Source organism: Streptomyces sp. PA03-1a, assembly GCF_033792805.1.
Lineage (GTDB): Bacteria > Actinomycetota > Actinomycetes > Streptomycetales > Streptomycetaceae > Actinacidiphila.
The window spans coordinates 13,730-39,000 of record NZ_JARAVO010000015.1 but is presented as its reverse complement, the minus strand read 5'-3'; the positions used below and the strand labels follow the sequence as shown (position 1 = coordinate 39,000).

Below are 25,271 nucleotides of genomic sequence, written 5' to 3'. Positions count from 1 at the left end.
ATAGACCCTACCCGCATCGCCTGATCGAGCTCAGCGGTCGCGGTTGAAGCGGGTGGTGATGAAGAGCAGCAGCAGCAGCGCGAACAGCGCGCCACCGCCCGTGAGGTAGGGGCTCAGGCTCTCGTGGTTGCCGCCGCCCTCGCCCTCGGCGAGCGTGGTCAGAACGGCGGCGGTCGCGTAGGAGGTCATTCGGCTGTCCCTTGGTGGCTTCGGGGTCTGTCGACGGGCGGAGGACTCGGCAACATCGTACGGGCGGCCGGGGTGGAACTTCGCGGTGGCTCCGCGCGTCCTCACTAGGTACCCAACGGCCGAACAGGGGGGCGGGGACATATGTCCGGTCCGAACGATTCGAGTGGTGCGAACGGCGGCACGAGCGGCGCTGAGCGGCTGCCCGGACGCAACCGGCGGCGCTTCGAGGGCATCTCCTCGCGCGCGTACGAGCACCCGGCGGACCGTTCCGCGCTGGTGGCACTGCGCAAGCTGAGCGGCTTCGACACCGTCTTCAAGGCGCTCAGCGGCCTGCTGCCGGAGCGCTCGCTGCGGCTGCTGTTCCTCTCGGACTCGGTGCGCGTCGGCGACCAGCAGTTCGCGCACCTCAACGACATGCTGCGGGACGCCTGCTACATCCTCGACCTGCCCAAGGTCCCGGCGATGTACGTCACCCAGGACCCGCAGCCCAACGCGATGTGCATCGGGCTGGACGAGCCCATCATCGTCGTGACCACCGGGCTGGTGGAGCTGCTGGACGAGGAGGAGATGCGGGCCGTCGTGGGCCACGAGGTCGGCCACGCGCTGTCCGGCCACTCCGTCTACCGCACGATCCTGCTCTTCCTGACCAGCCTGGCGCTGCGGGTGGCGTGGATACCGCTCGGCAACCTCGCGATCATGGCGATCGTCACCGCACTGCGCGAGTGGTTCCGCAAGTCGGAGCTCTCCGCGGACCGTGCCGGACTCCTGGTCGGCCAGGACCTGCAGGCCTCGATGCGCGGCCTGATGAAGATCGCCGGCGGCAACCACCTGCACGAGATGAACGTGGACGCCTTCCTGAAGCAGGCCGAGGAGTACGAGGAGTCCGGCGACCTGCGCGACTCCGTGCTGAAGATCCTCAACGTCCTGCCGCGCAGCCACCCGTTCACCACGGTGCGGGCCGCGGAGCTGAAGAAGTGGGCGGCGAGCCGCGACCACCAGCGCATCATGGACGGCCACTACCCGCGGCGCAGCGAGGACAAGGACACCTCGGTCTACGACTCGTTCAAGGAATCCGCGAGCCACTACGCCGAAACGGTGAAGACGAGCAAGGACCCGCTCATGAAGCTGCTCTCCGACATCGGGGCGGGGGCCGGCGACGTCGGCGGCCGGCTGCGCGACCGCTTCACCGGGACGCCGGGCTCGGGCTCCGGCCCGTCAGGGCGCCCGCCGAAGGACTCGCAGGACCCGCCGCCGGAGGGCTGATCCCCGGTCCGGCCGCCGGGGCCGGGGCCAGCACCCCGCACACCGAGCCGATCTCGTGGCGGTGGTCGTAGGGGTCGACCCCGGGCTCCACCGGCGGCCGCTGCCCGGCCAGCAGCGGCAGAAAGTGCGCCACGGGGGCGGTCACGCAGGACAGCGGCCCGGCCTCGACGGCGGCCCGCAGCAGTTCCACGTGCTTGTCGCGCAGGTCCGCGCGGTCGAAGCGCAGCCGCAGCTCACGCCGCACGGTGAACAGCGAGGCCTGGCCGCTGCCCCCGGTGGCGGCCTGCACGACGTAGACCAGGGTGTGGTCCGTGACGACCTCCAGGGCCTCCTCCCCCGCCTCGGACACGGTCATGGTGCCGCGCACCTTGACCTCGTCGTCGGCGAGGGCGACGCGGGCGGGGTCGAAGCGCACCAGCCAGCCGGTCGCCGCGTGGCGCCCGTCGTCGGCGGGCCGCTCCAGGCTCCGGTCGAACTGGTCGAGCTGCCCGGGGTCCAGCATGGTGCGCACCGTGCGGATGTCCCCGCCGGTCAGCGCGTCGGGATCGGCGGAGGAGGCGACCAGGTAGTCCTTGGCGGAGACCAGGGCCTGCATGACCTGGCTCTCGCTGAAGTGCGCGGTGCGGCGCGCCGGCGGCAGGGCGTACCCGGTCCCGCCGGCCCGGTAGTGCTCGGCGCGCTGCCCGGCGAACGGCCGGGACCGGTCCACGGCGGCCACCGCGGCCGTGGGGGCGAGCGGCAGCAGGGTGATCTGCAGCGACTGCGCCACGGGAGGGGCGGGCTGGTCGTAGGGATTGCGTATGCCCAGGTAGACGGCGGTGCCGAAGGCCACGGCGATCAGGAGGACGAGGACCAGGGCCTGGCGCGGGGCGCCGCCACGGGCCCAGAGCCGACGGGTGCGCACCGAGCGGGCCGATCCGTCCAGCCGCTCCCGCGCGGAGAACTCCTGTATCCGGGCAGCGCGGACGAACGATTCGTCGAAGACGACGGATCGGTACTCGTCCTCACCACCTCCCGGGGAGCCCTCGGGGTTCCCCTCCGGTGGGTCTCCAGGCCCGGCCATACAACAAGCGTAGGTCTGTCAGGGCCCTTTAAAACGTCCTGGTACGAGACAAGTTCGCCAGGCGCTCAGGGGGTGTGGCTGACCGCCACCGGGGGTAGCGACGGGGCTCCGATCCGGCCCGTCGGGGAGGGCGGTACGGAGGGCTGGCGGGCCCCTCCGGCGCCCCGGTAGACCGCCGCGAAGGTCAGGGCGACGACACCGATGCCCATCACCACGGCGAGCACCCACGCCACGGTCCGGTGCCAGCGGCCGTGCCCCCGGTACGGGCGGCGCTGGGCGTAGAGGTCCTCGTACTCCTCGTCCTCCGCGGAGTGCTCGGTCTCCTCCTGGTCGTACGGACCGCTGCCGTCCTCCGCGCCCAGCACACGCGGGCGGGACGCCTCTGCCTCGGCCTGTGCCGTGGCGGCGGCGAGCATGCGCTCGTGGGCGCTCGGTTCGTGGAAGGCAGCCGCCCGTATGAAGGCCTCATCGAGCACCACGGACGCGAATTCGTCATCCGCGCCACCGTGGTCCTCGCCGTCCGGGAACGGCTTGCCCCCCAGTTCGTCCGGCACCCGTCCAGAATAGGGCCGATGACGCGGATTGGGCAGGCCGCTCGGAAACTCCGTCCGTCCGCCGGGGCCGGTCAGCCGCGGACGTGGCCGTCCCCGGTGTAGACGTACTTGGTCGAGGTCAGCTCCGGAAGGCCCATCGGCCCCCGGGCGTGCAGCTTCTGGGTAGAGATGCCGATCTCCGCGCCGAAGCCGAACTGCCCGCCGTCGGTGAACCGGGTCGAGGCGTTGACGGCGACGGCCGCGGAATCCACCAACCGGGTGAAGCGCCGGGCGGCCGGCTGCGAGGTGGTGACGATGGCCTCGGTGTGCCCGGAGGACCACAGACGGATGTGCTGCACGGCTGCGTCCAGCGAGTCCACCACGGCTGCGGCGATGTCGAGGCTCAGGTACTCCGTCTCCCAGTCCTCGGCGGTGGCCGGGACGACGGTGGCCTTGGTGCCGCTCTTCTCGGCCAGTTCCCGCACCCGCTCGTCGGCGTGCACGGTGACCCCGGCCCCGGCCAGCGCGTCCAGGGCGCGCGGCAGGAAGTCGGCGGCGATGTCCCGGTGCACCAGCAGCGTCTCGGCGGCGTTGCACACGCTCGGGCGCTGCGCCTTGGAGTTGAGCAGGACCGCGACGGCCGTGTCGAGGTCGGCCTGCGCGTCCACGTACACATGGCAGTTGCCGGTGCCGGTCTCGATCACCGGGACGATGGACTCCTCGACCACCGTCTTGATGAGGGAGGCGCCGCCGCGCGGGATGAGCACGTCGACCATGCCGCGGGCGCGCATCAGCTCGCGCACCGACTCCCGGCTCTCCCCCGGCACCAACTGGACGGCGTCGGCGGGCAGTCCGGCGCCGCCGACCGCGTCGCGCACCACCGTCACCAGCGCGGAGTTGGAGTGGCACGCGGAGGAGGAGCCGCGCAGCAGCACCGCGTTGCCGGACTTCAGGCACAGCGAGGCCGCGTCCACGGTGACGTTGGGCCGGGCCTCGTAGATGATGCCGACCACGCCCAGCGGCACGCGGATCTGGCGCAGGTCCAGCCCGTTGGGCAGCGTGGAGCCGCGCACCACCTCGCCGACCGGGTCGGGCAGGCCGGCCACGTCCCGCACGTCGGAGGCGATGGCGCGGACCCGCTCGGGGGTCAGCGTCAGCCGGTCCACGATCGCCTCGCCGGTGCCCGCCTCACGGGCGCGGGCGACGTCCTTGGCGTTGGCCTCGACGATCTCCCGCGTGCGGACGACCAGGGCGTCGGCGATGGCCAGCAGCGCGTCGTCCTTCACCGAGCGCGGCAGCGGCGCGAGGTCTTCGGCGGCCGCACGGGCGCGGTAGGCGGCCTGCAGCACCGGGCTCTTCGGCCACGGCGAGGGCAGGGAGGCGGCGAGGTCGTCGTTGCTGTGGCTGCGGCTGCTCATAGCGGCCAGGGTACGGCGTGGGCGCCGGCCGGCGGGACGGCTTTCCGGCCGGTGAGACCGTGCCGCGCACGGCGGCCCGGCCGGTGCGGCTCAGTAGGGGTGCACGCCGAGGGGCGCCGCCGGGGGCGGTCCGTAACCCTCCGCGAGGCGCTGGTGGTAGGTGTCCCGGTCGATGACCTCCAGGCCCACCGTCTCCCAGGGCGGCAGGTTGGCGGAGGAACGGTGCTCGCCCCACAGCCGCAGCGCGATCGCGGCGGCGTCGTGCAGGTCGCGGGCCTCCTCCCAGTACCGGATCTCGGCGTGGTCGGCCGCGTACCGGCTGGTCAGCAGGAAGGGGTGGTCGTTCGCGAGCTGCTCCAGCGCGCGCCGCACCTCGGCAAGCGGGGCCTCGGGCCCGCAGACGCTGAGCGTCACGTGCCAGAGCCGGGACACGGGGCGCTCCCGCGCGGGCGGGGCGGTGTCGTCGCTCGTCACGCTGACCAGTGTCCGCTCCGCCGTCCCTCGGGACGACGATGCCCCTGGGCGCCCTCGTCTCACCGGCGGCCTCCCTGTCGTCCCTGTCGTCGCGTCCCTGGCCGGATTCCGTGCTCCGCCCTCAAAGTCCAGCAGCCCGGAAGCGGGCGCGGGGCGGTTTTCACGAAGTAACCACGAAGGAGGTCCGCCTCAGTGGTGCAGGAGTACGAGGTCGTCCCGGTGCACGACCTCGCGCTCGTAGGCGGGGCCGAGCTCCCGCGCCAGTTCACGGGTGGAGCGCCCGAGCAGCCGGGGCAGCTCCTTGGCGTCGAAGTTCACCAGGCCCCGCGCGACGGCGTGGCCGGAGGTGTCGCGCAGTTCGACCGGGTCGCCGGCGGTGAAGTGGCCCTCGACCGCCGCGATGCCGGCCGGAAGCAGCGAGGTGCGGCGCTTGACGACCGCCTGCACGGCGCCGTCGTCCAGGATCAGCGCGCCAAGCGGGGTGGAGGCGTGGGCCAGCCACAGCAGCCGGTCGGCGGAGCGCTTGCCCGTGGCGTGGAAGAGGGTGCCGGTCCGCCGTCCGGCCAGGGCGTCCGCGGCCTGCGAGGCGGAGGTGAGGACGACCGGGATGCCGGCGCCGGCGGCGATCCGGGCGGCCTCGACCTTGGTGACCATGCCCCCGGTGCCGACGCCGGCCTTGCCCGCGCTGCCGATGGAGACGCCCTCCAGGTCCCGCGGCCCGTGGACCTCCTCGATGCGCGAGGTGCCCGGGAGGGCGGGGTCGCCGTCGTAGAGCCCGTCGACGTCGGAGAGCAGGACGAGCAGGTCGGCACGGACCAGGTGGGCGACGAGGGCGGCGAGGCGGTCGTTGTCGCCGAAGCGGATCTCGTCGGTGGCCACCGTGTCGTTCTCGTTCACGATCGGCAGGGCGCCCATGGCGAGCAGCTTGTCCAGCGTGCGGTAGGCGTTGCGGTAGTGCGCCCGGCGGCTCATGTCGTCGGAGGTGAGCAGCACCTGCCCGACCCGTACGCCGTACCGGGCGAAGGAGGCCGTGTACCGGGCGACGAGCAGGCCCTGGCCGACGCTGGCGGCGGCCTGCTGCCGCGCCAGGTCCCGGGGCCGCCGGGTGAGCCCGAGCGGTGCCAGGCCGGCGGCGATGGCGCCGGAGGAGACCAGGACGACCTCCTTGGCTGCCGCGCCCTCCTGGGTCCCGCGCGCCTTGGCCAGCACGTCCACGAGGGCGTCCACCCGGTCGGCGTCCAGGCCGCCGGCCGCCGTCGTCAGCGACGACGACCCGACCTTGACCACGACCCGCCGGGCCTCCGCCACGTCCTGCCTCGCGCTCGCCACGTCCGTCCCTTCCCTCTCCCTGCTTCGCAATCTACGGCAGTGGGGCGACCGGGCGCTGCCGCCTTCCACCCACCGGACGGCGACTGGGACAACGCGTAACGGGGCAGACGCGCCGTGAAGCCCGCGCCCGAACACCCCTTGACGAGATATGAAATTCATATAAGGGACTCTTCACTCCGTAAGTAAAAAAGTCACAAGAGAACCACCTCAATGGGAACGATTTGCCTGCGGATTCGAACACGGGGCAGCGTGCACGGGTACGGCGAACCGGCACCCCGGGCGGCCCAGCGCACGCTCGCGCGTCCGGGCGGTTCCGCCGGGCCGCCGAACGTACGACGATGGGAAGTTGCCGCTGTGAAACGTGCCGTGGGGAAACGGCCGGGAGTCCACCACTTCGGCCTCCTTCTGGCCCAGATGTGCGCCCTGATCGCGCAGGTGGTGGGCGTGGCCCTGCCCAACGGGGCCCTGATGGCGGGCGCCGCCCTCGCCGGTTGCGCCGCCGACGTCTGCCTGCACGCCGGCAAGCGCCCGCCGCCCAAGGCACTCGGGCTGCTCCAGGCGGAGGCGGTCACCCGGCAGTCCCTGCGCGACCTGCTGCTGATCGTCGGACTGCTGCGCCTGGACCAACGGGAGTCCGTGCTGTTCCACCTCGTGTGCCTCGGCGGCCTGTTGTACGTCCACGGCGCGCACATCGCCCTCCAGGGCGGGGCGGCGCTGGTGCAACGCGCACGCCGGCTCCCCGTCGTCACACGCAACATCGACACGTCCGAACTGCCGCTGCCCGCCCCGCCACCGCCCCTGATCACCCGTCAGCCGGGCCTGCGGCTGCTGCTGGTGGGGAGCCCGGCGACCTTCGGGCTGAGCGTGGCCGCGGCGACCGGGGCCACGGCGTACGCCGCCGACGGCGTCGCCCTGTCCGCGCTGCTGGCCACCGTGGCGCTGGCCCTGCTCGCCCGGTCCTTCATGCCCGGCAGGCGGCCACCGGGCGCGGACGAGGTCCTCGAGTGGTTCGACCGCTGGCTCGAGCGCTACCAGCCCACGGTCGGCATGTACTTCTCCGGGGGCGCGAGTTCCGCTTACCAGGCGAACATGTGGCTGGCCCCCCTGGCCGAGCTCGACGGGCGGCCGGTGATCCTGCTGCGCGAGCGCGGGATGGTGCCGCGCATCGGCCCGACCGATCTCCCCATCGTGTGCCTGCCGAAGGTCGCCGACCTCATGCGGCTCGGCGACTCCAGCCTCAAGGTGCTGCTCCACCCGGCCAACGCGCCCAAGACCTCACAGGTGCTGCGCATCCCGTCGATCATGCACGCCTTCGTCAACCACGGCGAGAGCGACAAGCTGTCCAGCTGCAACCCGTACGCGAAGGCGTACGACGAGGTCTGGGTGGCGGGCCCCGCGGCCCGGGAGCGTTACGCGCTGGCCGAGGTGGGCGTGGCCGACGAGGACGTCGTGGAGGTCGGCCGTCCGCAACTGGCCGGGATCCGGCCACATTCGGGCCCACCGGCGCCCGGGAGCACCCTCACGGTGCTCTACGCGCCCACCTGGGAGGGGTGGACCGACGACCCCGGCAACACCTCGATCACGGTGGCCGGTGAGGCCATCGTCCGCCGGTTGCTCGCCGAGCCCGCCGTCCGCGTGCTCTACCGCCCGCACCCGCTCACCGGCAGCGTCGACCCGCGGGCCGGTGCCGCCCACCGGCGGATCGTCGAACTGATCGAGGACGCCAACCGCCGGCGCCGTACGGACTCCGCCCTCCCCGGGCAGCGCGACCTCCTCCGGCACAGCGAGCGCGAACTGGCCCGGCTGACCGCCGCCTGGTCGCTGCCCGACGCCGACGACCTGGAGCGCATGGCCGACCGCGGCACGACGGGGGACGAGAGCGTCGCAGGCGCCGTACGACGGGCGACCGCGGCCTGGGAGGCCGCGTACTGGGCGGCGCATCCCGCGGACGAGCACCTGGTGATCGTCGAGGAGCGTCCCGGCCTCTACTCCTGTTTCGACCACTGCGACCTCCTGATCACCGACGTGTCCAGCGTGATTTCCGAGTTCCTGGTGAGCGGCAAGCCCTACGCGGTGACGAACACCACCGACCGGAGCGAGGCGGGATTCCGCGCGTCCTTCCCCACCGTGCGGGCCGGGACGGTACTGACCCCTGACGCGGCGGGACTGGGCGAGCTGCTGGCCGTGGTGCGCGGCACGGCCGAGGACACGCTGGCCACCGCGCGCGCGAACCTGAAGGAACACCTGCTGGGCCCGGCGGCGCCGTCCTCCGCGGAGCGCTTCCAGGAGGCCGTGCACGCCCTGGCGGCCCGGGTGGACGAGCGGCGGGCCAGGACGGCGGCGCGGAGCGCCCCCCAGGCCGTCCCACGGCAGCGCGCTGGGGTCGCGTGACCGGCACCACGGACGCGGGAGGGGGGCTGCGACGGAACGAGATCGTTCCGTCGCAGCCCCCCTCCCGCGGTCTTGGGGACGGAACTCAGTGCCGGGGCTGCTCCGGGTGGCGCAGGCACCAGCCGGCCCAGGCGGAGGCGACCATCTCGCGCACCTCGTGGCGGGCCGTCCAGCCCAGCTCCTCCTCGATCCGCGAGGCGGAGGCGACGACCCGGGCGGGGTCGCCGGGGCGGCGCTCGATGACCTGCGCCGTCGCGTCGGTGCGGCCGGTGACCGAGCCGATGATGCCCACCATCTCGGCGACCGAGACGCCCTCGCCGCGGCCGATGTTCAGCACCAGGGCGGCGGTCGGGTCCTCCGCCAGCCGGCGCGCGGCGGCGACGTGGGCGGAGGCGATGTCCTCGACGTGGATGAAGTCGCGCACGCAGGTGCCGTCGGGGGTCTCGTAGTCGTCGCCGAAGATCAGCGGGGGCTTCCCCTGGGAGAGCCGTTCGAAGACCATCGGCACGAGGTTGAAGATCCCCGCGTCACCCAGCTCGGGCGTGGCCGCGCCGGCCACGTTGAAGTAGCGCAGGCAGGCGGTGGCGATGCCGTGGGCGGCACCCGTCGCCCGGACCATCCACTCGCCGACGAGCTTGGTCTCCCCGTACGGGCTCATGGGCGCGCACGGGGTCTCCTCGGTCACCAGGTCGACGTCGGGCATCCCGTAGACCGCGGCGGAGGACGAGAACAGGAAGCTGGTCACCCCGGCGCGCACCGCGGCCTCCAGGACGGTCTGCAGGCCCTGGACGTTCTCCCGGTAGTAGTGGAGCGGACGCTCCACCGACTCCCCGACCTGCTTCTTCGCCGCGATGTGCACGATCCCGCGCACCGAGTGATCGCGCAGCACCCGGTCCAGCAGCTCCGCGTCCAGCACGGAGCCCTTCTCCAGGTGCACCCCGGCGGGCAGCCGCTGCGGGTCGCCGGTGCTCAGGTCGTCCACGACGACGACCTGCTCGCCGCCGTCGACCATGGCCTTCACCACATGCGACCCTATGTATCCGGCACCGCCAGTAATCAACCACGTCATCCGACGCATCCTAACGGCTCTCCCATGGCGGCCCCGAACCCCCTGCGGGACGGGCCCCGCGGTACACTCCGCCGACTTTTTGTTTACTATCCATTCATCCACACAACCGTTTGCCGTCGCCCCGCGTCGTAGGAACGGTTGGAGCGGGCCCCACCGCGGGACACCGCTCGCCCGACGGCCCGCGCAGCATCGCGGACGCGTCCCAGCCTCAACCGATCCGCTGCCCCGGTTCGGTGCCTGATTCGCCTCGAAAGGGTTCTGGTCCATGGAAATACCGCCGCTCGCGGAAGTACGGCGCCTCACCGAGAAGAAGCGGGACGCCTGGTGGACCGTTTTCCTGGTCGACCCCGTGGCGACCCCGTTGGTGCGCTGGACGGCCAGGTGGACCCGACTCACCCCCAACCAGATCACCTGGGGCGCCCTCTTCCTCGGCCTGGGAGCCGCGGCCTGCTTCGCGCTCGCCGACTGGAAGTACCTGATCATCGGCGCCGTGCTGTACCACTTCAGCTTCATCCTGGACTGCATGGACGGGAAGCTGGCCCGGCTCACCGGCAAGGGCTCCGAGTTCGGCGGCTGGCTCGATTACATCTTCGACCGCATCCGCGTGGTGTGCTGCGCCGCGGCCCTCATGGGCGGCCAGTTCTACCGCACGGACAACCCCGTCTACATGTGGCTCGCCCTCGCGGTGATCTTCCTCGACGCGCTGCGGTACCTCGACGCGCTGCAGATCTTCAAGGTGCGGCACGGCATGCGCAAGAAGATCCAGAAGCGCCTGCAGGAGCTCGACTCCGCCAAGCCGCACGCCTTCATGGAGGACCTGCTGCGCGAGCGCTCGGAGGACGAGACGCAGGCCGAGGCGGAGGCCAGGAACGAGGCCGAGGCCGAGACGGAGGCGGACGCGTCCGTGCGGACCGTCCCCGCGCAGTGGACCGGTCCTGACGCCGCCCGGCCGGCCGCCACGGTCGCGGCGGACGCCGCCACCCCGGCCGACCAGGCTTCGGACGCCGCGCCCGGACGGGTCATCGACCTTCAGGTGACGTTCAAGGACCGTTTCGGCCCCTACGCGGCCTTCCGCGACTTCCTGATCCGGCACCGGGTCCGGCCGCACCTGATCAGCGGCATCGAGTTCCAGATGGCGGTCTTCATCATCGCGCCGCTGACCGGTGCCATCATCGGGACCACGATCGCCGCGGCCGCGCTGCTGCTGATCTTCGAGTTCGCCATCATCTACAAGCTGCTGCTCTCCACGCGCGACTTCGAGCGCGTGATGGCCGACCTCGACGAGGAGGCCCGCTCGTACCACGAGAGCGACAGCGCGACGCCTCTGCAGACGTCCATGAGCTGAACCGCTCGCCGGCCGGTCCCCGGCCGGCAGTGCACGGACAAGGGCCGGCCCCCTCGGTGAGGGGGCCGGCCCTTGTCCTTCGCGGTCGCGGCTCAGGAGTCGAACGGGTCGAAACCCTCGAACTCCTTCTGGACGTCGTCCCGTTCGGCGTCCCGGTCCTTGCGGCGCTGCGCGGCCGGCCGGGGCTCGTCGAAGCGGTGGTCCTCGCCGCGGCGTCCGAGCATCTCCGCGCCGGCCGCGACGGACGGCTCCCAGTCGAAGACCACGGCGTCGTCCTCGGCGCCGATGACGACCTCGTCGCCCTCACGGGCGCCGGCCTTGACCAGCTGCTCCTCGACACCGAGGCGGGCGAGCCGGTCGGCGAGGTAGCCGACGGCCTCGTCGTTGGCGAAGTCGGTCTGGCGCACCCAGCGTTCGGGCTTCTCACCGCGGACGCGGTAGAAGCCGTCCTCGGCGGTGACGGTGAAGCCGGCGTCGTCCACGGCCTTGGGCCGGATGACGATACGGGTGGCCTCCTGGACCGGCTGGGCGGCGCGCGCCTCGGCAACGATGCCGGCGAGGGCGTAGGACAGCTCGTTGAGGCCCTTGTGGGCCACCGCCGACACCTCGAAGACCCGGTAGCCGCGCGCCTCGAGGTCGGGGCGGACCATGTCGGCGAGGTCCTGGCCGTCGGGGATGTCGACCTTGTTGAGGACGACGATCCGCGGACGGTCCTCGAGACCGCCGTACGCCCGCAGTTCCGCCTCGATCACGTCGAGGTCGCTCAGCGGGTCGCGCTCGGACTCCAGGGTGGCGGTGTCCAGGACGTGCACCAGGACGCTGCAGCGCTCGACGTGCCGCAGGAACTCCAGGCCCAGGCCGCGTCCCTCGCTGGCGCCCGGGATGAGCCCGGGGACGTCGGCGACGGTGAAGACGGTCGAACCGGCCGTGACCACGCCCAGGTTGGGGACGAGCGTGGTGAAGGGGTAGTCCGCGATCTTCGGCTTGGCCGCCGAGAGCACGGAGATGAGCGAGGACTTGCCCGCGCTCGGGTAACCGACCAGCGCCACGTCGGCGACCGTCTTCAGCTCCAGGACGAGGTCCCGGCTCTGCCCGGGCTCACCCAGCAGCGCGAACCCCGGCGCCTTGCGGCGCGCCGAGGCCAGCGCCGCGTTGCCGAGGCCGCCGCGGCCGCCCTGGCCGGCGATGAAGGTGGTCCCGTGGCCGACGAGGTCCGCGAGCACGTTGCCGTGCCCGTCCATGACGACGGTGCCGTCCGGGACGGGCAGGACCAGGTCCGTGCCCTCCTTGCCGGAACGGTTGCCGCCCTCGCCGGGCTTGCCGTTGGTGGCCTTGCGGTGCGGGTGGTGGTGGTACTCGATGAGCGTGGTGACCGACTGGTCGACGACCAGCGTCACATCGCCGCCACGGCCGCCGTTGCCGCCGTCCGGGCCGCCCAGCGGCTTGAACTTCTCCCGGTGCACGGAGGCGCAGCCATGGCCCCCGTTACCCGCGGCGACGTGCAGCTCGACGCGGTCCACGAAGGTGGTCATGCGGATGTTCCTCCAGATGCGTACGGGAATGTCTGTGGGTTAACGCGCCGAGGGCGGACCTGCTTCCCGGTCCGGGAAACAGGGTCCGCCCTCGGTGAAGTCGTATCGCGGCCGATCAGGCGACCGGGACGATGTTCACGACCTTGCGACCACGGCTGGTGCCGAACTCGACCGCACCGGCGGCGAGGGCGAACAGCGTGTCGTCCTTGCCACGGCCGACGCCCGAGCCGGGGTGGAAGTGGGTGCCGCGCTGGCGGACGATGATCTCACCGGCGTTCACGACCTGGCCGCCGAAGCGCTTGACGCCGAGCCGCTGGGCGTTGGAGTCGCGACCGTTCCGGGTGGACGATGCGCCCTTCTTGTGTGCCATCTCTCCTCAGTCCCTTACTTCGCAGCGGCGGGGATGCCGGTGATCTTCAGGGCCGTGTACTGCTGACGGTGACCCTGACGACGGCGGTAGCCGGTCTTGTTCTTGTACCGCAGGATGTCGATCTTCTGGCCCTTGTGGTGGTCCACGATCTCGGCCTGGACCTTGATCCCGGCCAGCACCCACGGGTCGCTGGTGACGGCGTCGCCGTCGACGACGAGGAGCGTCGAGAGCTCGACCGCGTCGCCAACCTTGCCAGTGGAAATCTTGTCAACCTCGACGATGTCGCCGACGGCCACCTTGTGCTGGCGGCCACCGCTGCGCACGATTGCGTACACGCGGAACTCACTCTCTCGCTCGGATCGTCACTCCTGACGCCAGCCGTCCCTGCGGTGCTGGGGGGCCTCTGCCGGCCGTGGCCGGTAGGAAGATGCTCAGGAATGGGCGTCAAAACGCCGAAGGTCAAGGTTACGGGGCGTCCCCGATGGGGTCAAACCGGGGCCTGCCCGACCCCGCACGCGCCGCGGGCCGTCCCCCGGTGGGGAACGGCCCGCGGACGGTGACGCGGGGTCAGGACGCCTCGGTGGGCGCCTCGGCCGTGGCCTTGGCGGCGGCCTTCTTCGCCGTCGTCTTCTTGGCCACCGTCTTCTTGGTGGCGGTCTTCTTGGCGACCGTCTTCTTCGCGGCGGCCTTCTTCGCCGGTGCCTTCTTCGCGGCCGTCTTGCGCGCGGCCCGCTTCTTCGGCTCCGCCTGCCCGGCCTCGGCGGCCTCCGTCCCGGCCTCGGCCGCCGGGGTCTCCTCCGGCTGCGCCTCGGTGCCGGGGACGACCACGACCGCGGCCTCCTCGCCGGCGGACGGCGCGCCCGCGGGGGCGGACACCCTGCGCGTGGCGCGACGGCGCACCGGCGCGGCCGGCGCCTGGACCTCCGCCACCGGCTCCGGCTCGGGGGCCGGGGCCGGAACGGCCGGCTCCGCCGCGGGGACGACCACGGTGGCGGCCTCACCGGCGGGGGCGCTCGGCGCGGTGGCCTTGCGGGTCGCCCGGCGCCGGCCGCGGACCGGTGAGGCGGGCTCCTGCGCCGTCTCGGCGGTGCCCACGACGGCGGGCGCCTCGGGGGCGGTGGCCGTCGCGGCCTCCGCCGCCTGGGGCTCGGTGACCGGGGCGGCCGACGGGACGACGGTGACGATCTCGGCCGTGGCGTCCGGCGAGCTCACGGGGGCGGTGACCCGCCGCGAGGCGCGCCGCCGGGAACGCCGGCCCGCCGCCGCCTCGGCCTCGGCCGGGCTGCCGTACCAGTCCTCGTCCCCGCCGACGGCGGGCACCAGCTCGGCCTCGGTGACCGCGACCGGCTCCAGCTCGGGAGCCTCCTCCGCGGCCTCCTCGGCCTCGGTGAGGGCGGCGGTCTCCGCGACCGCCGGCTCCTCCGCCGCGCCGCCACGACGGCGCTTGCGCTTGCCGCCGCCACCGGCCGCCGTGGCCTGGTCCATGTGGACGATGACGCCGCGGCCGTTGCAGTGCACGCAGGTCTCGGAGAAGGACTCCAGCAGGCCCTGGCCGACCCGCTTGCGGGTCATCTGGACCAGGCCCAGCGAGGTGACCTCGGCCACCTGGTGCTTGGTGCGGTCCCGGCCCAGGCACTCCAGCAGCCGGCGCATGACGAGGTCGCGGTTGGACTCCAGCACCATGTCGATGAAGTCGATCACGATGATGCCGCCCAGGTCGCGCAGCCGCAGCTGGCGCACGATCTCCTCGGCCGCCTCCAGGTTGTTCCTGGTGACCGTCTCCTCCAGGTTGCCGCCCTGGCCGGTGAACTTGCCGGTGTTGACGTCGATGACGACCATCGCCTCGGTCCGGTCGATCACCAGCGAGCCGCCGCTCGGCAGCCAGACCTTGCGGTCCAGCGCCTTCAGCAGCTGCTCGTCGATCCGGTACGTGGCGAAGACGTCGACCTCGGAGGTCCAGCGGCCCAGCCGCTCGGCCAGGTCCGGCGCGACGTGCGAGACGTAGCCGTGGATGGTCTCCCAGGCGGTGTCACCGCTGACGATGACCTTGCCGAAGTCCTCGTTGAAGATGTCGCGGACGACCCGGACGGTCATGTCCGGCTCGCCGTAGAGCAGCGACGGGGCGTTGCCGCTCTTGGCCTTCTTCTGGATGTCCTCCCACTGCGACTGCAGCCGCTCGACGTCACGGCGCAGCTCGTCCTCGCTCGCACCCTCGGCGGCGGTGCGCACGATGACGCCCGCGTCCTCGGGAACGATCTTCTTGAGGATCTGCTTCAGCCGGGCGCGCTCGGTGTCGGGCAGCTTGCGGCTGATGCCGGTCATCGAGCCCTCGGGCACGTAGACCAGGTAGCGGCCGGGCAGCGAGACCTGGCTGGTCAGGCGGGCGCCCTTGTGGCCGATCGGGTCCTTCGTGACCTGGACCAGCACCGACTGGCCGGACTTGAGGGCCGCCTCGATGCGCCGCGGGCCGTTGCCCATGCCCAGCGCCTCGAAGTTGACCTCACCGGCGTACAGCACCGCGTTGCGGCCCTTGCCGATGTCGACGAACGCGGCCTCCATGGACGGCAGCACGTTCTGGACCTTGCCCAGGTAGACGTTGCCGACGTACGAGGTGGCCTGCTCCTTGTTGACGTAGTGCTCGACGAGGACGCCGTCCTCCAGCACGCCGATCTGCGTCCGGTCGCCGTTCTCACGGACGACCATGACGCGCTCGACCGCCTCACGGCGGGCCAGGAACTCGGCCTCGGTGATGATCGGCACACGCCGGCGGCCCTGCTCGCGGCCCTCGCGGCGCCGCTGCTTCTTGGCCTCCAGACGGGTGGAGCCCTTGATGGACTGCACCTCGTCGACCGGCTCCGCCGGCTTGCGCGGCTCACGGATCTTGACGACCGTGCGCTCCGGAGCGTCCTCGCCCAGGCTCTCCTCGGCCGTCCCCTCGCCACCACGGCGACGGCGACGGCGACGGCGGCGGCTGGTGCTGCTGCTCTCGGCCGACTCCTCGTCCTCCTCGGACTCGTCCCCGGCGTCCTCGCCCTCCTCGTCCTCGCCGACCGCGCCCTCCTCGCCGTCGAGGGCCTCGCCGCGACGACGGCGGCGGCCACCGCGGCGGCGACGGCGGGACGGCCGCTCGCCGCCCTCACCCTCGTGCTCGTCGGCCTCGTGCTCGTCGGCCTCGTGCTCGTCGGCCTCGTCCTCCGCCTCGTCCTCCTGCGCGGGGGCGGGCTCCTCGGGGGCGTGCTCGGTCACGACCGCCTCCGCGGCCTCCACGGGCTCCCCGCGCCGGCGGCGGCGACGACGGCGCCCACCGGTCTCGGCGGCGTACTCGTCCGCCTCGGGCTCCTCCTGCTCCTCGCGCTCCTCGCGCTCGGCGGGCTGCTCCGCCTGCACCACACCGGGGGCCTGGAACACCGGAGCCTGGAACACGGCCATGGGCGGCCGTACGACCCGGCGGCGGCCCCGCGCGGGGGCGGGCTCCGCCTCGGGCTCGACCTCAGGGGCGGCCTCGGCCTCGGGGACCGCGGCGGGCTCGGCGCCCTGCGCCTCCTGGACCTCGATGACGATCGTGTCCGCGGGGACGCCGAACGCCTCCGCGACGGCCGCGACCGCGGCGACGCGGGCCTCCTCGACGGTGTCGCCGTAGCCGCGGATCTCGTAGGCGTCCTCGACCTCGACGGCCCAGCCGGAACCGTCCGGGACGGCCTTGGCGGTGTAGGTGCGCTGCTCAGGGGCGGCGCCCTCGGCGGCCTCGTCCCCGGCCTGGGCCGCTGCCTCGTCACGCGGCGCGAGAGCGCCCGGCTTCAGACGGCGGGAGCCGTCGTCGGCGGCGAGGAAGGAGGCGGCCGGAGCGGTACGCCGCCGCGAACGGGTCGTCCTGGACTTCTCGGCCTGGGGCTTCTCGGCCCTGCCCCGCTTCGGCTTCTCCGCGGGCTCCTCCTGCAGGGCCTTCGCGGGCGCGTCGGCGGCGGCCACGTCCTCGGCCGGCTCGGGGCTGGTCACCTTGCGCGTGGCACGGCGCCGGCCACGGGCCGGAGCCACAGGCTGCTCGGCCTGCTCCGCCCCGGGGGCGGCCTCGGCGTGCAGCGGCAGGTCGGCCTGGAGCTCCTTGGCCTGCGTGTCGGCGGCGGCCGTGGGGCCGGCCGTCTCCTCGCCGCCCGCGACCGGCTCGGGGCTGGTCACCTTGCGCGTGGCACGGCGCCGGGTACGCGCCGGAGCCGCAGGCTGCTCGGCCTGCTCGGCCCCGGAGGTCTCGGTGGCAGGGGCCTCCACGGCAGGGGTCACCGCGGCGGGGGCCTCAGGGGCGGCCGCAGGAGCGGTGGCCTTCCGCGTCGCGCGGCGACGGGCCGGGGCGGGGGCGGCCTCGGCCGCCTCCTCCGCGGACCCGGCCGGCTGCGGCTCCGGGGCGGAGGACTTGCGGGTCGCCCGGCGCCGGGTGCGCACGGGGGCGGGTTCGGCCTCGGAATCGGCGGATGGGGCCTCGGCCGGTATGGCCGGCGGCTCGGCGGCCCCCGCGGGGGCGCCGGACGTCAGGTCCTGACCGGCCTCACCGGCCGCGGGCGGTCCCGCGGGGCGGCTGGCCGCGCGGCGACGGCGGCGCGGAGCGACCGTCGCCTCCGTGTCGGTGCCGCCGGAGGCGGCTTCGGTGGCGCCGTTCTCGGGCGCTTCGTTCGGCTCGTTGGTCTCGAGCATGCGGGCATTTCTCCCGTCGCGTTCCCGGGCGCCGCGTCCTGGTCCGGTACGCGGCGGCCCGCGTCTCAGCGGGGCCGCCGCCCGGGGGCGCGGGCGCCACACGGGAACTGTCGTGTAGCTCGTCGGCACCGCACTGACGGACCGACGAAAGTCTCGTCTGATGTGTGCTGCCGGACCCGGGTTTCCCCGGATGCGTCGGCCGCACGACGACGACGGTCCTAGGCGGATCCCTCCGGCGCCGCCGCGACATCGCGGTCAGGCGCGAGCGGATCGTTCACCGTGCCGGTCTCCTCATCGAGCGGCCCCTGCGCCAGCCTGGTCACCGCAGCGGGGACCGGCGGCGCGAGGTCGGCCACCGCGCGGAGGCCGGACAGGACGTCGTCGGGTCGTACAGCAGGTGTCACATGCCGAACAACCAGCCGCAGTATCGCACAAGCTCCTGGTGTCGGCCTATCGGCATCCCGTTCGAGAATGCCGTCCTGGGCCCCGGCCACCTGCGGATCGACCGCTTCGAGCCGGGTCACGGCCTCGCGCGCGTCGAAAGTCCGCACGCCGTTCTTCGTCATCCGCTGGACCTCGACGGTCCCGGCGGCGAGGAATGCGGCCACGGCCCGCTCGGCCTCGGCGTGCTCCACACCGTCCAGCCGCAGCTGCCACACGGACGCCTCCAGCCGCTCGGCGAGCCCCGACGTGCGGGCCTCGACGGCCTCGACCACGTCGAGGCCGGCCGGCAGTGACTCGTCCAGCAGCAGGCGCAGCTTCTCCGGCTCACGTGCCTCCGCGAGCGCGATCTCCAGGTACTCGGCCTCGCTTCCGACGCCGGTGGGTGCGGCGTTGGCGTACGACACCTTGGGGTGCGGGGTGAAACCCGCCGAGTAGGCCATGGGCACCCCGGCGCGGCGCAGAGCCCGCTCGAATGCGCGCTGGAAGTCGCGGTGGCTGGTGAACCGGAGGCGGCCGCGCTTGGTGTAGCGCAGTCGAATGCGCTGCACCGCGGGTGCGGGCGGCGGGCCTTCGGGCTGTCGCTTGCCCAGTGTCGTTCAGTCCTTCGTACGTCTGGTCACCCCGGACGGGGTTGCTTGTGCCTTCCAGATTACTGGGGGTTCCGGCCTTCCGGTTCCGGACGGCTCGCCGGGGCCGTCCGGACCGGGCCCGTCCACGCGGTCCTGGACGCGCCGAGGGGCGCGCCGGGTGACCGTCCGCACCCCGCGCGCCCCTCGGGCCGCTTCCGCTCAGCGCTCCATGAACGCGAAGAGCTCCTCCCAGCGGTCGGTGATCCGCTCCGGCGAGTACCGCTGGACGTTGACCCGTGCCCGCTCGCCCATGGTGTCTCGCAGGTCCTGGTCAAGGATCATCCGCACGAGCTGACGCGCCAGCTCGGAGACGTTGCCCGGCGCGGCGAGCAGGCCGTCGACCTCGTCCTGCACGATCTCGTGGACGCCGGGGGCGCAGTCGAAGGCCACGCACGGCAGCCCGCAGGCCATCGCCTCCATCAGCGCCAGCGGGAAACCCTCGCCGCGGGAGGACTGGACGAACAGCGAGGCGCCGTGGAGCGCCCCGACGACGTCGTCGGTCTGCCCCATCCACTCGACGCTGTCGTCCAGACCCAGTGCGGTGCACTGCGCGCGCAGCTCGGCCTCCAGCTCGCCGGTGCCGTACAGCCGCAGCCTCCAGCCGGGCACCTGCGGAGCCGCTTCCGCCCAGGCGTCGAGCAGCATGTCGATGCCCTTCTGGTCGTCGAGCCGCCCGACGCTGGCGACGACCTTCTCGGTCCGCGGGGAGGACGACCCGGGCATCATCGGCAACGGGTTGGGCATGAACCCGACGTTGTTCAGGCCCCGCCGGATCCAGCGGTCGGCGTCCTCCTGCGTCAGCAGCAGCAGGCGGTCGGCCTCGGCGTAGTACTCCTCCACACGCCGGAACCGGGAGGACATGCGGGAGTACTCGTACGACTCGTGGCTCATGCCGATCACCGTGTGCCCGGCGGTGTCCGCGAGCCGGACCCATTCCATGGCCCACACCTGGGTGACGATGATCACCGCACCGGGACGGGCGGCGCGGAACAGCTCGGACAGCCGGTCCACGGCCTTGCGGACCTCGGCCTTCCGCCGGGCGTCCCGCCACAGGCCCACGACGTCGAGCACTCCGAGGGGCCGTCCCTTGCGGCGCTTCGGCCTCGGCCGGACGGCGTGCAGGGTCTCCGTCCCGAAGCCCGGGTCCTGACCGAGGTCCATCGGGTTGCGCGCCGGCGCGATGCCGATGACGCGCACCTGGTGGTCACGGCCTGCCAGCAACCGCGCCATCTGGGTCTGCCAGCGGGCCACGCCGCCGAGTTCGTCGACCTCGTTGGCAACGAAGAATATGTCCCGGCCCGTCATCGGGGCTCCCCTTTCGCACCGAAGAAGCGGTCGACGATCCGAGCCGCGGCGTCGCCCTGGTCGTACTCCCCGTAGGCCTCCACGAACTCCTTGAGCCGTGCCGAGTACGCCGACGCGGTGCCGTCCAGGTCGGCGAGGGCCGCGAACAGCCCATCGGCGTCCCGCACCACCGGGCCGGGCGCCTGCTCGAGGAGGTCGAAGTAGGTGCCGCGCGCGTCCTTGGCGTACTCCTCCCAGTCGTAGGCGAAGAACACCATCGGCCGTTGCAGCAGCGCGTAGTCGAACATCACCGACGAGTAGTCGGTGACCAGCGCGTCGGCCAGCAGGTAGAGCGGCGTGATGTCGTGCTCGTCGGAGACGTTGACAACCCGGTTCCCGACGGACGGCGGGAGGGTCACCTGGTTCAGGTAGTGGGTGCGCACCAGTAGGGTGCAGCGGTCGCCGAGTTCGTCGACGAAACGCTGCAGGTCGAAGGCGAACTCGAAGGGCGCGACCTTGCCGTTCTCCTGCGCCCGGAAGGTCGGCGCGTAGAGGACCACCGGCAGGTCCTTGCGGATGCCGAGCCGTTCGGCGAGCGCCTGCACCGCCGGGTCGGGGGTGGTGGCGTTGCGGCCGCGGACGAGGGCGTCGTTGCGCGGGTAGCCCGTGCGCAGCCACTTCTCCTCCGGCACCCGGTAGGCCCTGGCCAGGGTGCGCGCGTCGTGTTCGCTGCGCAGGACGAAGTGGTCGAAGCGGTCCAGCGAGCGCTGGTAGGCCTCGCGCTCGGCCTCGGGCTTCATGCGGTACACGGCCTCGTCGAAGCCCATGCGCTTGAGCGCGGAGCCGTGCCAGGTCTGGATGTAGGTGGTACCGCGGCGCTTGCCGAGCTTCAGGGGCATGCCCTGGTTGTCGATCCAGTACTCCGCCTGGGCCAGGGCCCGCAGGTGCCGGTACGACCAGCGGCGCACCAGCCGGGCGTCCGCCGGGAAGTCCTCCGGCCGGTCCGCGTAGGACCACACCGGCCGGAACTTCACGTTGCGCCGCCGCAGTTCCTCGTAGATCGCACGGGGGCTGTCGCTGTACTGCTTGCCGAGTTGGCTCTCGAAGACCACCGTGCCCTTGCGCACCGGGAGGACGCGCAGCATCCGGTGGTACATGCGCACCTTGACCGGGCCGGAGTTCAGGCTCTTGCGCAGGCCGGCGACCATGCGGTAGCCCGCCTTGGCGGGCCTGCCCACGAACCCGTCGAGGTTGCGGTGCATGAGCGCCATGGCCCGCTGGGCCGCCTTGCCCTGCTGGGAGAGCACGAAGGCGAGGTGGTGCTTGGTCGACACCTCCGGTTCGAGGTGGTCGGCGACGAGCCGGGTCAGCCGGGGCCGGATGCGTATCGTGCCCTGCTCCGGGAGCTCGGTGTCCCCCACCGTGATCCGGCTGAGGGTGCTCACGCCGTCCACGGTCAGCTTCAGGCGCACGTTCCACACCGGGTCCACCACGCCGACCGGGCGCAGCTTGCGGCTCAGCGGGGCCTCGGCCTCCCACGCGATGACGTCGCCCTCGTGACGGACGGCGCCGACGGGGAAGCGCAGGGGCCGCGCGCCGCTGTTGCGCGGCAGGAACTCCAGGGTCGCCTTGAGCTTGCTGTCCGGGGTGATCCGGCCGAGCGGGTTGACCACCGTTCCGGACATCGCGACCGTGCCCGACTGCTCGGTGTACGACGTGAGCCGGTTGCGGAGCTTCATCTTCGCCAGCGGGCGCCCGTGGTAACCGAGGTCGGTGACGTCGAGGATCCGGCGGCCCCGCGGGTCGTCGAGGTGCTCGGCGCACCAGTAGATCCTGCCGTCCCGCTCGACCAGCGGTGCGGACAGCTTCTGACGGTTGATCAGCGTGTCGATCGCGGGCATGAGGTTGGCCCAGTCGCCCTGCACCAGGAGGTAGGAGCAGATCCGCTGGATCGAGTTGGTCTCCGCGTACGCCTCGTCGGGGAAGCCCCGCAGGTAGTCGCGGGCTATCTCGGTGAACTGGTTCCGGTACTCCTCGCCCAGGAACGGCAGTTCGCGGAGGTAGAGCACCATGTCGTGCTTGAGGAACTTGCGGTCCTTGTGCTGCTTGAGCTCGTCGAGCCCGTGCGCCGCGAGGACGGCGTCGATGCGCCGGTGGATCTCGACCCGGTCGGAGAAGTTCCTGATCTCGTCGCGCCGGTTGCTGATCGACTTGACCTCCGACTTCTGGACGACGTTCCAGAAGTAGACCCGGTTGGGTATGAGGGTGATCCGCTTCGCGGTGATGTAGGCCTGGGCCGAGAAGAGCAGGTCCTCGTAGTGGATGCCCCGGGGGAACCGCAGGTCGTTCTCGAGCAGGAAGTCGCGCCGGTAGCACTTGTTGGTCGACAGCGTGTCGTAGAGGAGTTCCGGCACCTCCTCGATGGACTCGACGGTGCGGGTCGACCGGTACAGCGCGGGGTACCAGTCGGTCTCCTTGCCGTCCCGGCTGTCGACGTACACCCGCACGCAGACCCCGGAGACCAGGTCGGAGCCGGTGCGCTCGGCGGCCTCGAACATGTTCCGGCAGGCGTCGGACTCGAGGGTGTCGTCGCTGTCGAGGAACATCACGTACCTGCCCCGCGCCACGGCGATGCCCTGGTTGCGCGGCTCACCGCAGCCGCCGCTGTTCTCCGGCAGCCGGAGGGCGCGCACGCGGCCGGGATGGGCGGCCTCGAGGGACCGTGCGACCTCGAACGACCCGTCCGTCGAGCAGTCGTCGGCGATGATCACCTCGACCGTGCGGAGGCTCTGGTCGAGCACCGACCGGACCGCCACGGGCAACCGCTCCGCGTCGTTGTAGACGATGACGACAACGCTTACGTCCGGCGCGGTCTCCGCCGCTTCGGAGGACAAACTTGGCACGGCCACCTCTAGTCGGGGTACAGGGTCACCACGGGAAGAACCGCGCACGCGTCCACCGGGCGCGGCAAAACAGACGGATTTGCGGTCGTCCGGAGCCACGCTCGGCTACACGATGACCGCGAGGTGCACGGGAACCGTCTCTCCCATGAATGCAGGCTACAAAAAGGGTATCCCATGGCCAGAGCCCACCGGCGGGCATGAGGTGGGCGTCACGCCGCGCCCGGACCCCACCGGAACGAAGAACTCCGAGGCCCCGCCGCCGGCCCCGGGCAGGGGACGGCGGCGGGGCCTGGGGCAAACGTGATCAGGAATTGACCACCGTGAGGGGAAGCAGCTTCTTCCCCGTCGGGCCGATCTGGATGTGGGTGTCCATCTGGGGACACACCCCGCAATCGAAGCACGGCGTCCAGCGGCAGTCGTCGACCTCGGTCTCGTCGAGGGCGTCCTGCCAGTCCTCCCAGAGCCAGTCCTTGTCCAGGCCGGAGTCCAGGTGGTCCCAGGGCAGGACCTCCTCGTAGGTGCGCTCCCGGGTGGTGTACCAGTCGAGGTCGACGCCCTGCTCCGGGAGCGCCTTCTCGCACATGCGGGCCCAGCGGTCGTAGGAGAAGTGCTCGCGCCAGCCGTCGAAGCGGCCGCCGTCCTCGTAGACGGCGCGGATGACGGCGCCGACGCGGCGGTCGCCGCGGGAGAGCAGGCCCTCGATGATGCCGGGCTTGCCGTCGTGGTAGCGGAAGCCGATGTTGCGGCCGTACTTGCGGTCGCCGCGGATGGCGTCGCGCAGCTTCTCCAGGCGGGCGTCGGTCTCCTCGACGCCGAGCTGCGGGGCCCACTGGAACGGGGTGTGCGGCTTGGGCACGAACCCGCCGATCGACACGGTGCAGCGGATGTCGTTCTGGCCGGTGACCTCGCGGCCCTTCTGGATGACGTTCTTCGCCATGTCGGCGATCTGCAGGACGTCCTCGTCGGTCTCGGTGGGCAGCCCGCACATGAAGTACAGCTTCACCTGGCGCCAGCCGTTGCCGTAGGCGGTGGCGACGGTGCGGATCAGGTCCTCCTCCGAGACCATCTTGTTGATGACCTTGCGGATGCGCTCGGAGCCGCCCTCGGGGGCGAAGGTGAGACCGGACCGGCGGCCGTTGCGGGTCAGCTCGTTGGCCAGGTCGATGTTGAAGGCGTCGACGCGGGTGGAGGGGAGGGACAGGCCGATCTTGTCCTCCTCGTACCGGTCGGCGAGGCCCTTGGCCACCTCGGCGATCTCGGTGTGGTCGGCGGAGGAGAGCGACAGCAGGCCGACCTCCTCGAATCCGGTGGCCTTCAGGCCCTTGTCGACCATCTCGCCGATGCCGGTGATGCTGCGCTCCCGCACCGGGCGGGTGATCATGCCGGCCTGGCAGAAGCGGCAGCCGCGGGTGCAGCCGCGGAAGATCTCCACGGACATGCGCTCGTGGACCGTCTCCGCGAGCGGGACCAGCGGCTGCTTGGGGTACGGCCACTCGTCGAGGTCCATGACGGTGTGCTTGGACACCCGCCACGGCACGCCGGAGCGGTTGGGGACGACGCGGGCGATCCGGCCGTCGGCCAGGTACTCCACGTCGTAGAACTTCGGCACGTACACCCCGCCGGTGCGGGCCAGCCGGAACAGCAGCTCGTCGCGGCCGCCGGGGCGCCCCTCGGCCTTCCAGGCGCGGATCACGTCGGTGATCTCCAGGACGGCCTGCTCGCCGTCGCCGATCACGGCGGCGTCCAGGAAGTCCGCGATGGGCTCCGGGTTGAAGGCCGCGTGGCCGCCGGCGAGCACGATCGGGTCGTCCTCGGTCCGGTCCCGGGCCTCCAGCGGGATGCCCGCGAGGTCCAGGGCCGTGAGCATGTTGGTGTAACCGAGCTCCGTGGAGAAGCTGAGGCCGAAGACGTCGAAGGCCCTGACCGGGCGGTGGGCGTCCACGGTGAACTGCGGCACGCCGTGTTCGCGCATCAGCGCCTCGAGGTCCGGCCACACGCTGTAGGTGCGCTCGGCGAGGACCCCCTCGCGCTCGTTCAGCACCTCGTAGAGGATCATGACGCCCTGGTTGGGCAGCCCGACCTCGTAGGCGTCCGGGTACATCAGGGACCAACGGACGTCGCACTCGTCCCAGGGCTTGACGGTGGAGTTCAGTTCCCCGCCGACGTACTGGATCGGCTTCTGCACATGCGGCAGCAGGGCCTCGAGCTGGGGGAAGACCGACTCGACAGGCATCAGAGGTGTCTTTCGTGAGCTGGCAAGGGTGACCATTCAGCGTAACGCGTCACAGAGGGCTTCCAGGCCGCGTCCGCGCGGCGCCCGGCCCGGGCGCTCCGGGACGCGGCGGCGCG

At 72.2% G+C, this 25,271-nt stretch carries 18 protein-coding genes; 3 read left to right on the top strand and 15 right to left on the bottom strand.

Translation table 11 applies throughout. From position 1 onward, the window contains the following. Positions 1-30: 30 nt before the first annotated feature. Positions 31-189, bottom strand: a complete 159-nt coding sequence (locus PV341_RS05260; protein ID WP_018556595.1) for a hypothetical protein — start codon at positions 187-189, stop codon at positions 31-33. 141 nt (positions 190-330) lie between these two features. Between PV341_RS05260 and PV341_RS05255 the strand changes: the two genes are divergently transcribed. After that, on the top strand, positions 331-1,452 hold the full coding sequence (locus tag PV341_RS05255) for a M48 family metallopeptidase (RefSeq protein ID WP_500356864.1): 1,122 nt from the start codon (positions 331-333) through the stop codon (positions 1,450-1,452). Here PV341_RS05255 and PV341_RS05250 read toward each other — a convergent pair. The 5 genes from PV341_RS05250 to proB form a co-directional block, all read right to left on the bottom strand. Further along, a complete protein-coding gene (locus PV341_RS05250) occupies positions 1,373-2,515 on the bottom strand; it encodes an SCO2583 family membrane protein (protein WP_500356862.1) in 1,143 nt (380 codons plus the stop codon). The two genes, PV341_RS05255 and PV341_RS05250, sit on opposite strands and share 80 nt — an antisense overlap. 65 nt (positions 2,516-2,580) lie before the next feature. Then, entirely contained in the window at positions 2,581-3,069 is a 489-nt protein-coding gene (locus tag PV341_RS05245; protein ID WP_500322949.1) for an SCO2584 family spore wall biosynthesis protein, read from the bottom strand. Positions 3,070-3,140: 71 nt separating this feature from the next. Further along, positions 3,141-4,466 (bottom strand): glutamate-5-semialdehyde dehydrogenase, encoded by a 1,326-nt coding sequence (locus tag PV341_RS05240; RefSeq protein ID WP_500322948.1) that lies wholly within the window; start codon positions 4,464-4,466, stop codon positions 3,141-3,143. Between the two features lie 90 nt (positions 4,467-4,556). Next, positions 4,557-5,003 carry a DUF8830 family protein gene (locus tag PV341_RS05235; protein WP_499511861.1) on the bottom strand — a complete coding sequence of 149 codons (447 nt, stop codon included), beginning with the start codon at positions 5,001-5,003 and terminating at the stop codon, positions 4,557-4,559. Between the two features lie 126 nt (positions 5,004-5,129). Beyond that, complete coding sequence (gene proB, locus PV341_RS05230) at positions 5,130-6,248, bottom strand: glutamate 5-kinase (RefSeq protein ID WP_500323057.1); 1,119 nt, start codon at positions 6,246-6,248, stop codon at positions 5,130-5,132. A 387-nt stretch (positions 6,249-6,635) separates the two neighbouring features. On the opposite strand from proB, the gene PV341_RS05225 reads away from it, so the two are divergent. Continuing rightward, a complete protein-coding gene (locus PV341_RS05225) occupies positions 6,636-8,660 on the top strand; it encodes a hypothetical protein (RefSeq protein WP_500322947.1) in 2,025 nt (674 codons plus the stop codon). Between the two features lie 85 nt (positions 8,661-8,745). Here PV341_RS05225 and galE read toward each other — a convergent pair whose 3' ends face one another. After that, the gene (gene galE / locus PV341_RS05220; RefSeq protein WP_500356860.1) at positions 8,746-9,729 is read right to left on the bottom strand and encodes a UDP-glucose 4-epimerase GalE; all 984 of its coding nucleotides are present in this window, start codon (positions 9,727-9,729) and stop codon (positions 8,746-8,748) included. Between the two features lie 265 nt (positions 9,730-9,994). Between galE and PV341_RS05215 the strand changes: the two genes are divergently transcribed. Next, positions 9,995-11,074: a CDP-alcohol phosphatidyltransferase family protein gene (locus PV341_RS05215; RefSeq protein ID WP_500322944.1), complete on the top strand. Its 1,080-nt coding sequence runs from the start codon at positions 9,995-9,997 to the stop codon at positions 11,072-11,074. 92 nt (positions 11,075-11,166) lie between these two features. Here the strand turns inward: PV341_RS05215 and obgE are convergent, their stop codons facing one another. From obgE to PV341_RS05175, 8 genes are all read right to left on the bottom strand, one after another. Beyond that, complete coding sequence (gene obgE, locus PV341_RS05210; protein ID WP_500322943.1) at positions 11,167-12,606, bottom strand: GTPase ObgE; 1,440 nt, start codon at positions 12,604-12,606, stop codon at positions 11,167-11,169. 115 nt (positions 12,607-12,721) lie between these two features. Continuing rightward, the gene (rpmA, locus tag PV341_RS05205; protein WP_449706282.1) at positions 12,722-12,976 is read right to left on the bottom strand and encodes a 50S ribosomal protein L27; all 255 of its coding nucleotides are present in this window, start codon (positions 12,974-12,976) and stop codon (positions 12,722-12,724) included. Between the two features lie 14 nt (positions 12,977-12,990). After that, positions 12,991-13,311 (bottom strand): 50S ribosomal protein L21, encoded by a 321-nt coding sequence (rplU, locus tag PV341_RS05200; RefSeq protein ID WP_018556584.1) that lies wholly within the window; start codon positions 13,309-13,311, stop codon positions 12,991-12,993. A 232-nt stretch (positions 13,312-13,543) separates the two neighbouring features. Continuing rightward, a complete protein-coding gene (locus tag PV341_RS05195) occupies positions 13,544-17,662 on the bottom strand; it encodes an Rne/Rng family ribonuclease (protein WP_500356858.1) in 4,119 nt (1,372 codons plus the stop codon). A gap of 218 nt (positions 17,663-17,880) precedes the next feature. Beyond that, positions 17,881-18,654, bottom strand: coding sequence for a TIGR03936 family radical SAM-associated protein (locus PV341_RS05190; RefSeq protein WP_499511869.1), 774 nt, complete (start codon positions 18,652-18,654; stop codon positions 17,881-17,883). 240 nt (positions 18,655-18,894) lie between these two features. Next, positions 18,895-20,040 (bottom strand): glycosyltransferase, encoded by a 1,146-nt coding sequence (locus PV341_RS05185; protein ID WP_500322941.1) that lies wholly within the window; start codon positions 20,038-20,040, stop codon positions 18,895-18,897. Further along, positions 20,037-22,922 (bottom strand): bifunctional glycosyltransferase/CDP-glycerol:glycerophosphate glycerophosphotransferase, encoded by a 2,886-nt coding sequence (locus tag PV341_RS05180; RefSeq protein WP_500322940.1) that lies wholly within the window; start codon positions 22,920-22,922, stop codon positions 20,037-20,039. The genes PV341_RS05185 and PV341_RS05180 overlap by 4 nt, the downstream gene beginning before the upstream one ends. A 304-nt stretch (positions 22,923-23,226) precedes the next feature. Next, entirely contained in the window at positions 23,227-25,155 is a 1,929-nt protein-coding gene (locus tag PV341_RS05175) for a TIGR03960 family B12-binding radical SAM protein (protein WP_500322939.1), read from the bottom strand. Between the last annotated feature and the right edge of the window lie 116 nt (positions 25,156-25,271).

What these genes read in the sequence shown, in the direction of transcription:
- PV341_RS05255 (WP_500356864.1), top strand. Translation starts at nt 331, where the DNA reads ATGTCCGGTCCGAACGATTCGAGTGGTGCGAACGGCGGCACGAGCGGC.
- PV341_RS05195 (WP_500356858.1), bottom strand. Translation starts at nt 17,662, where the DNA reads ATGCTCGAGACCAACGAGCCGAACGAAGCGCCCGAGAACGGCGCCACC.
- PV341_RS05260 (WP_018556595.1), bottom strand. Translation starts at nt 189, where the DNA reads ATGACCTCCTACGCGACCGCCGCCGTTCTGACCACGCTCGCCGAGGGC.
- PV341_RS05175 (WP_500322939.1), bottom strand. Translation starts at nt 25,155, where the DNA reads ATGCCTGTCGAGTCGGTCTTCCCCCAGCTCGAGGCCCTGCTGCCGCAT.
- PV341_RS05215 (WP_500322944.1), top strand. Translation starts at nt 9,995, where the DNA reads ATGGAAATACCGCCGCTCGCGGAAGTACGGCGCCTCACCGAGAAGAAG.
- PV341_RS05250 (WP_500356862.1), bottom strand. Translation starts at nt 2,515, where the DNA reads ATGGCCGGGCCTGGAGACCCACCGGAGGGGAACCCCGAGGGCTCCCCG.
- rpmA (WP_449706282.1), bottom strand. Translation starts at nt 12,976, where the DNA reads ATGGCACACAAGAAGGGCGCATCGTCCACCCGGAACGGTCGCGACTCC.
- PV341_RS05185 (WP_500322941.1), bottom strand. Translation starts at nt 20,040, where the DNA reads ATGACGGGCCGGGACATATTCTTCGTTGCCAACGAGGTCGACGAACTC.
- obgE (WP_500322943.1), bottom strand. Translation starts at nt 12,606, where the DNA reads ATGACCACCTTCGTGGACCGCGTCGAGCTGCACGTCGCCGCGGGTAAC.
- galE (WP_500356860.1), bottom strand. Translation starts at nt 9,729, where the DNA reads ATGACGTGGTTGATTACTGGCGGTGCCGGATACATAGGGTCGCATGTG.
- PV341_RS05240 (WP_500322948.1), bottom strand. Translation starts at nt 4,466, where the DNA reads ATGAGCAGCCGCAGCCACAGCAACGACGACCTCGCCGCCTCCCTGCCC.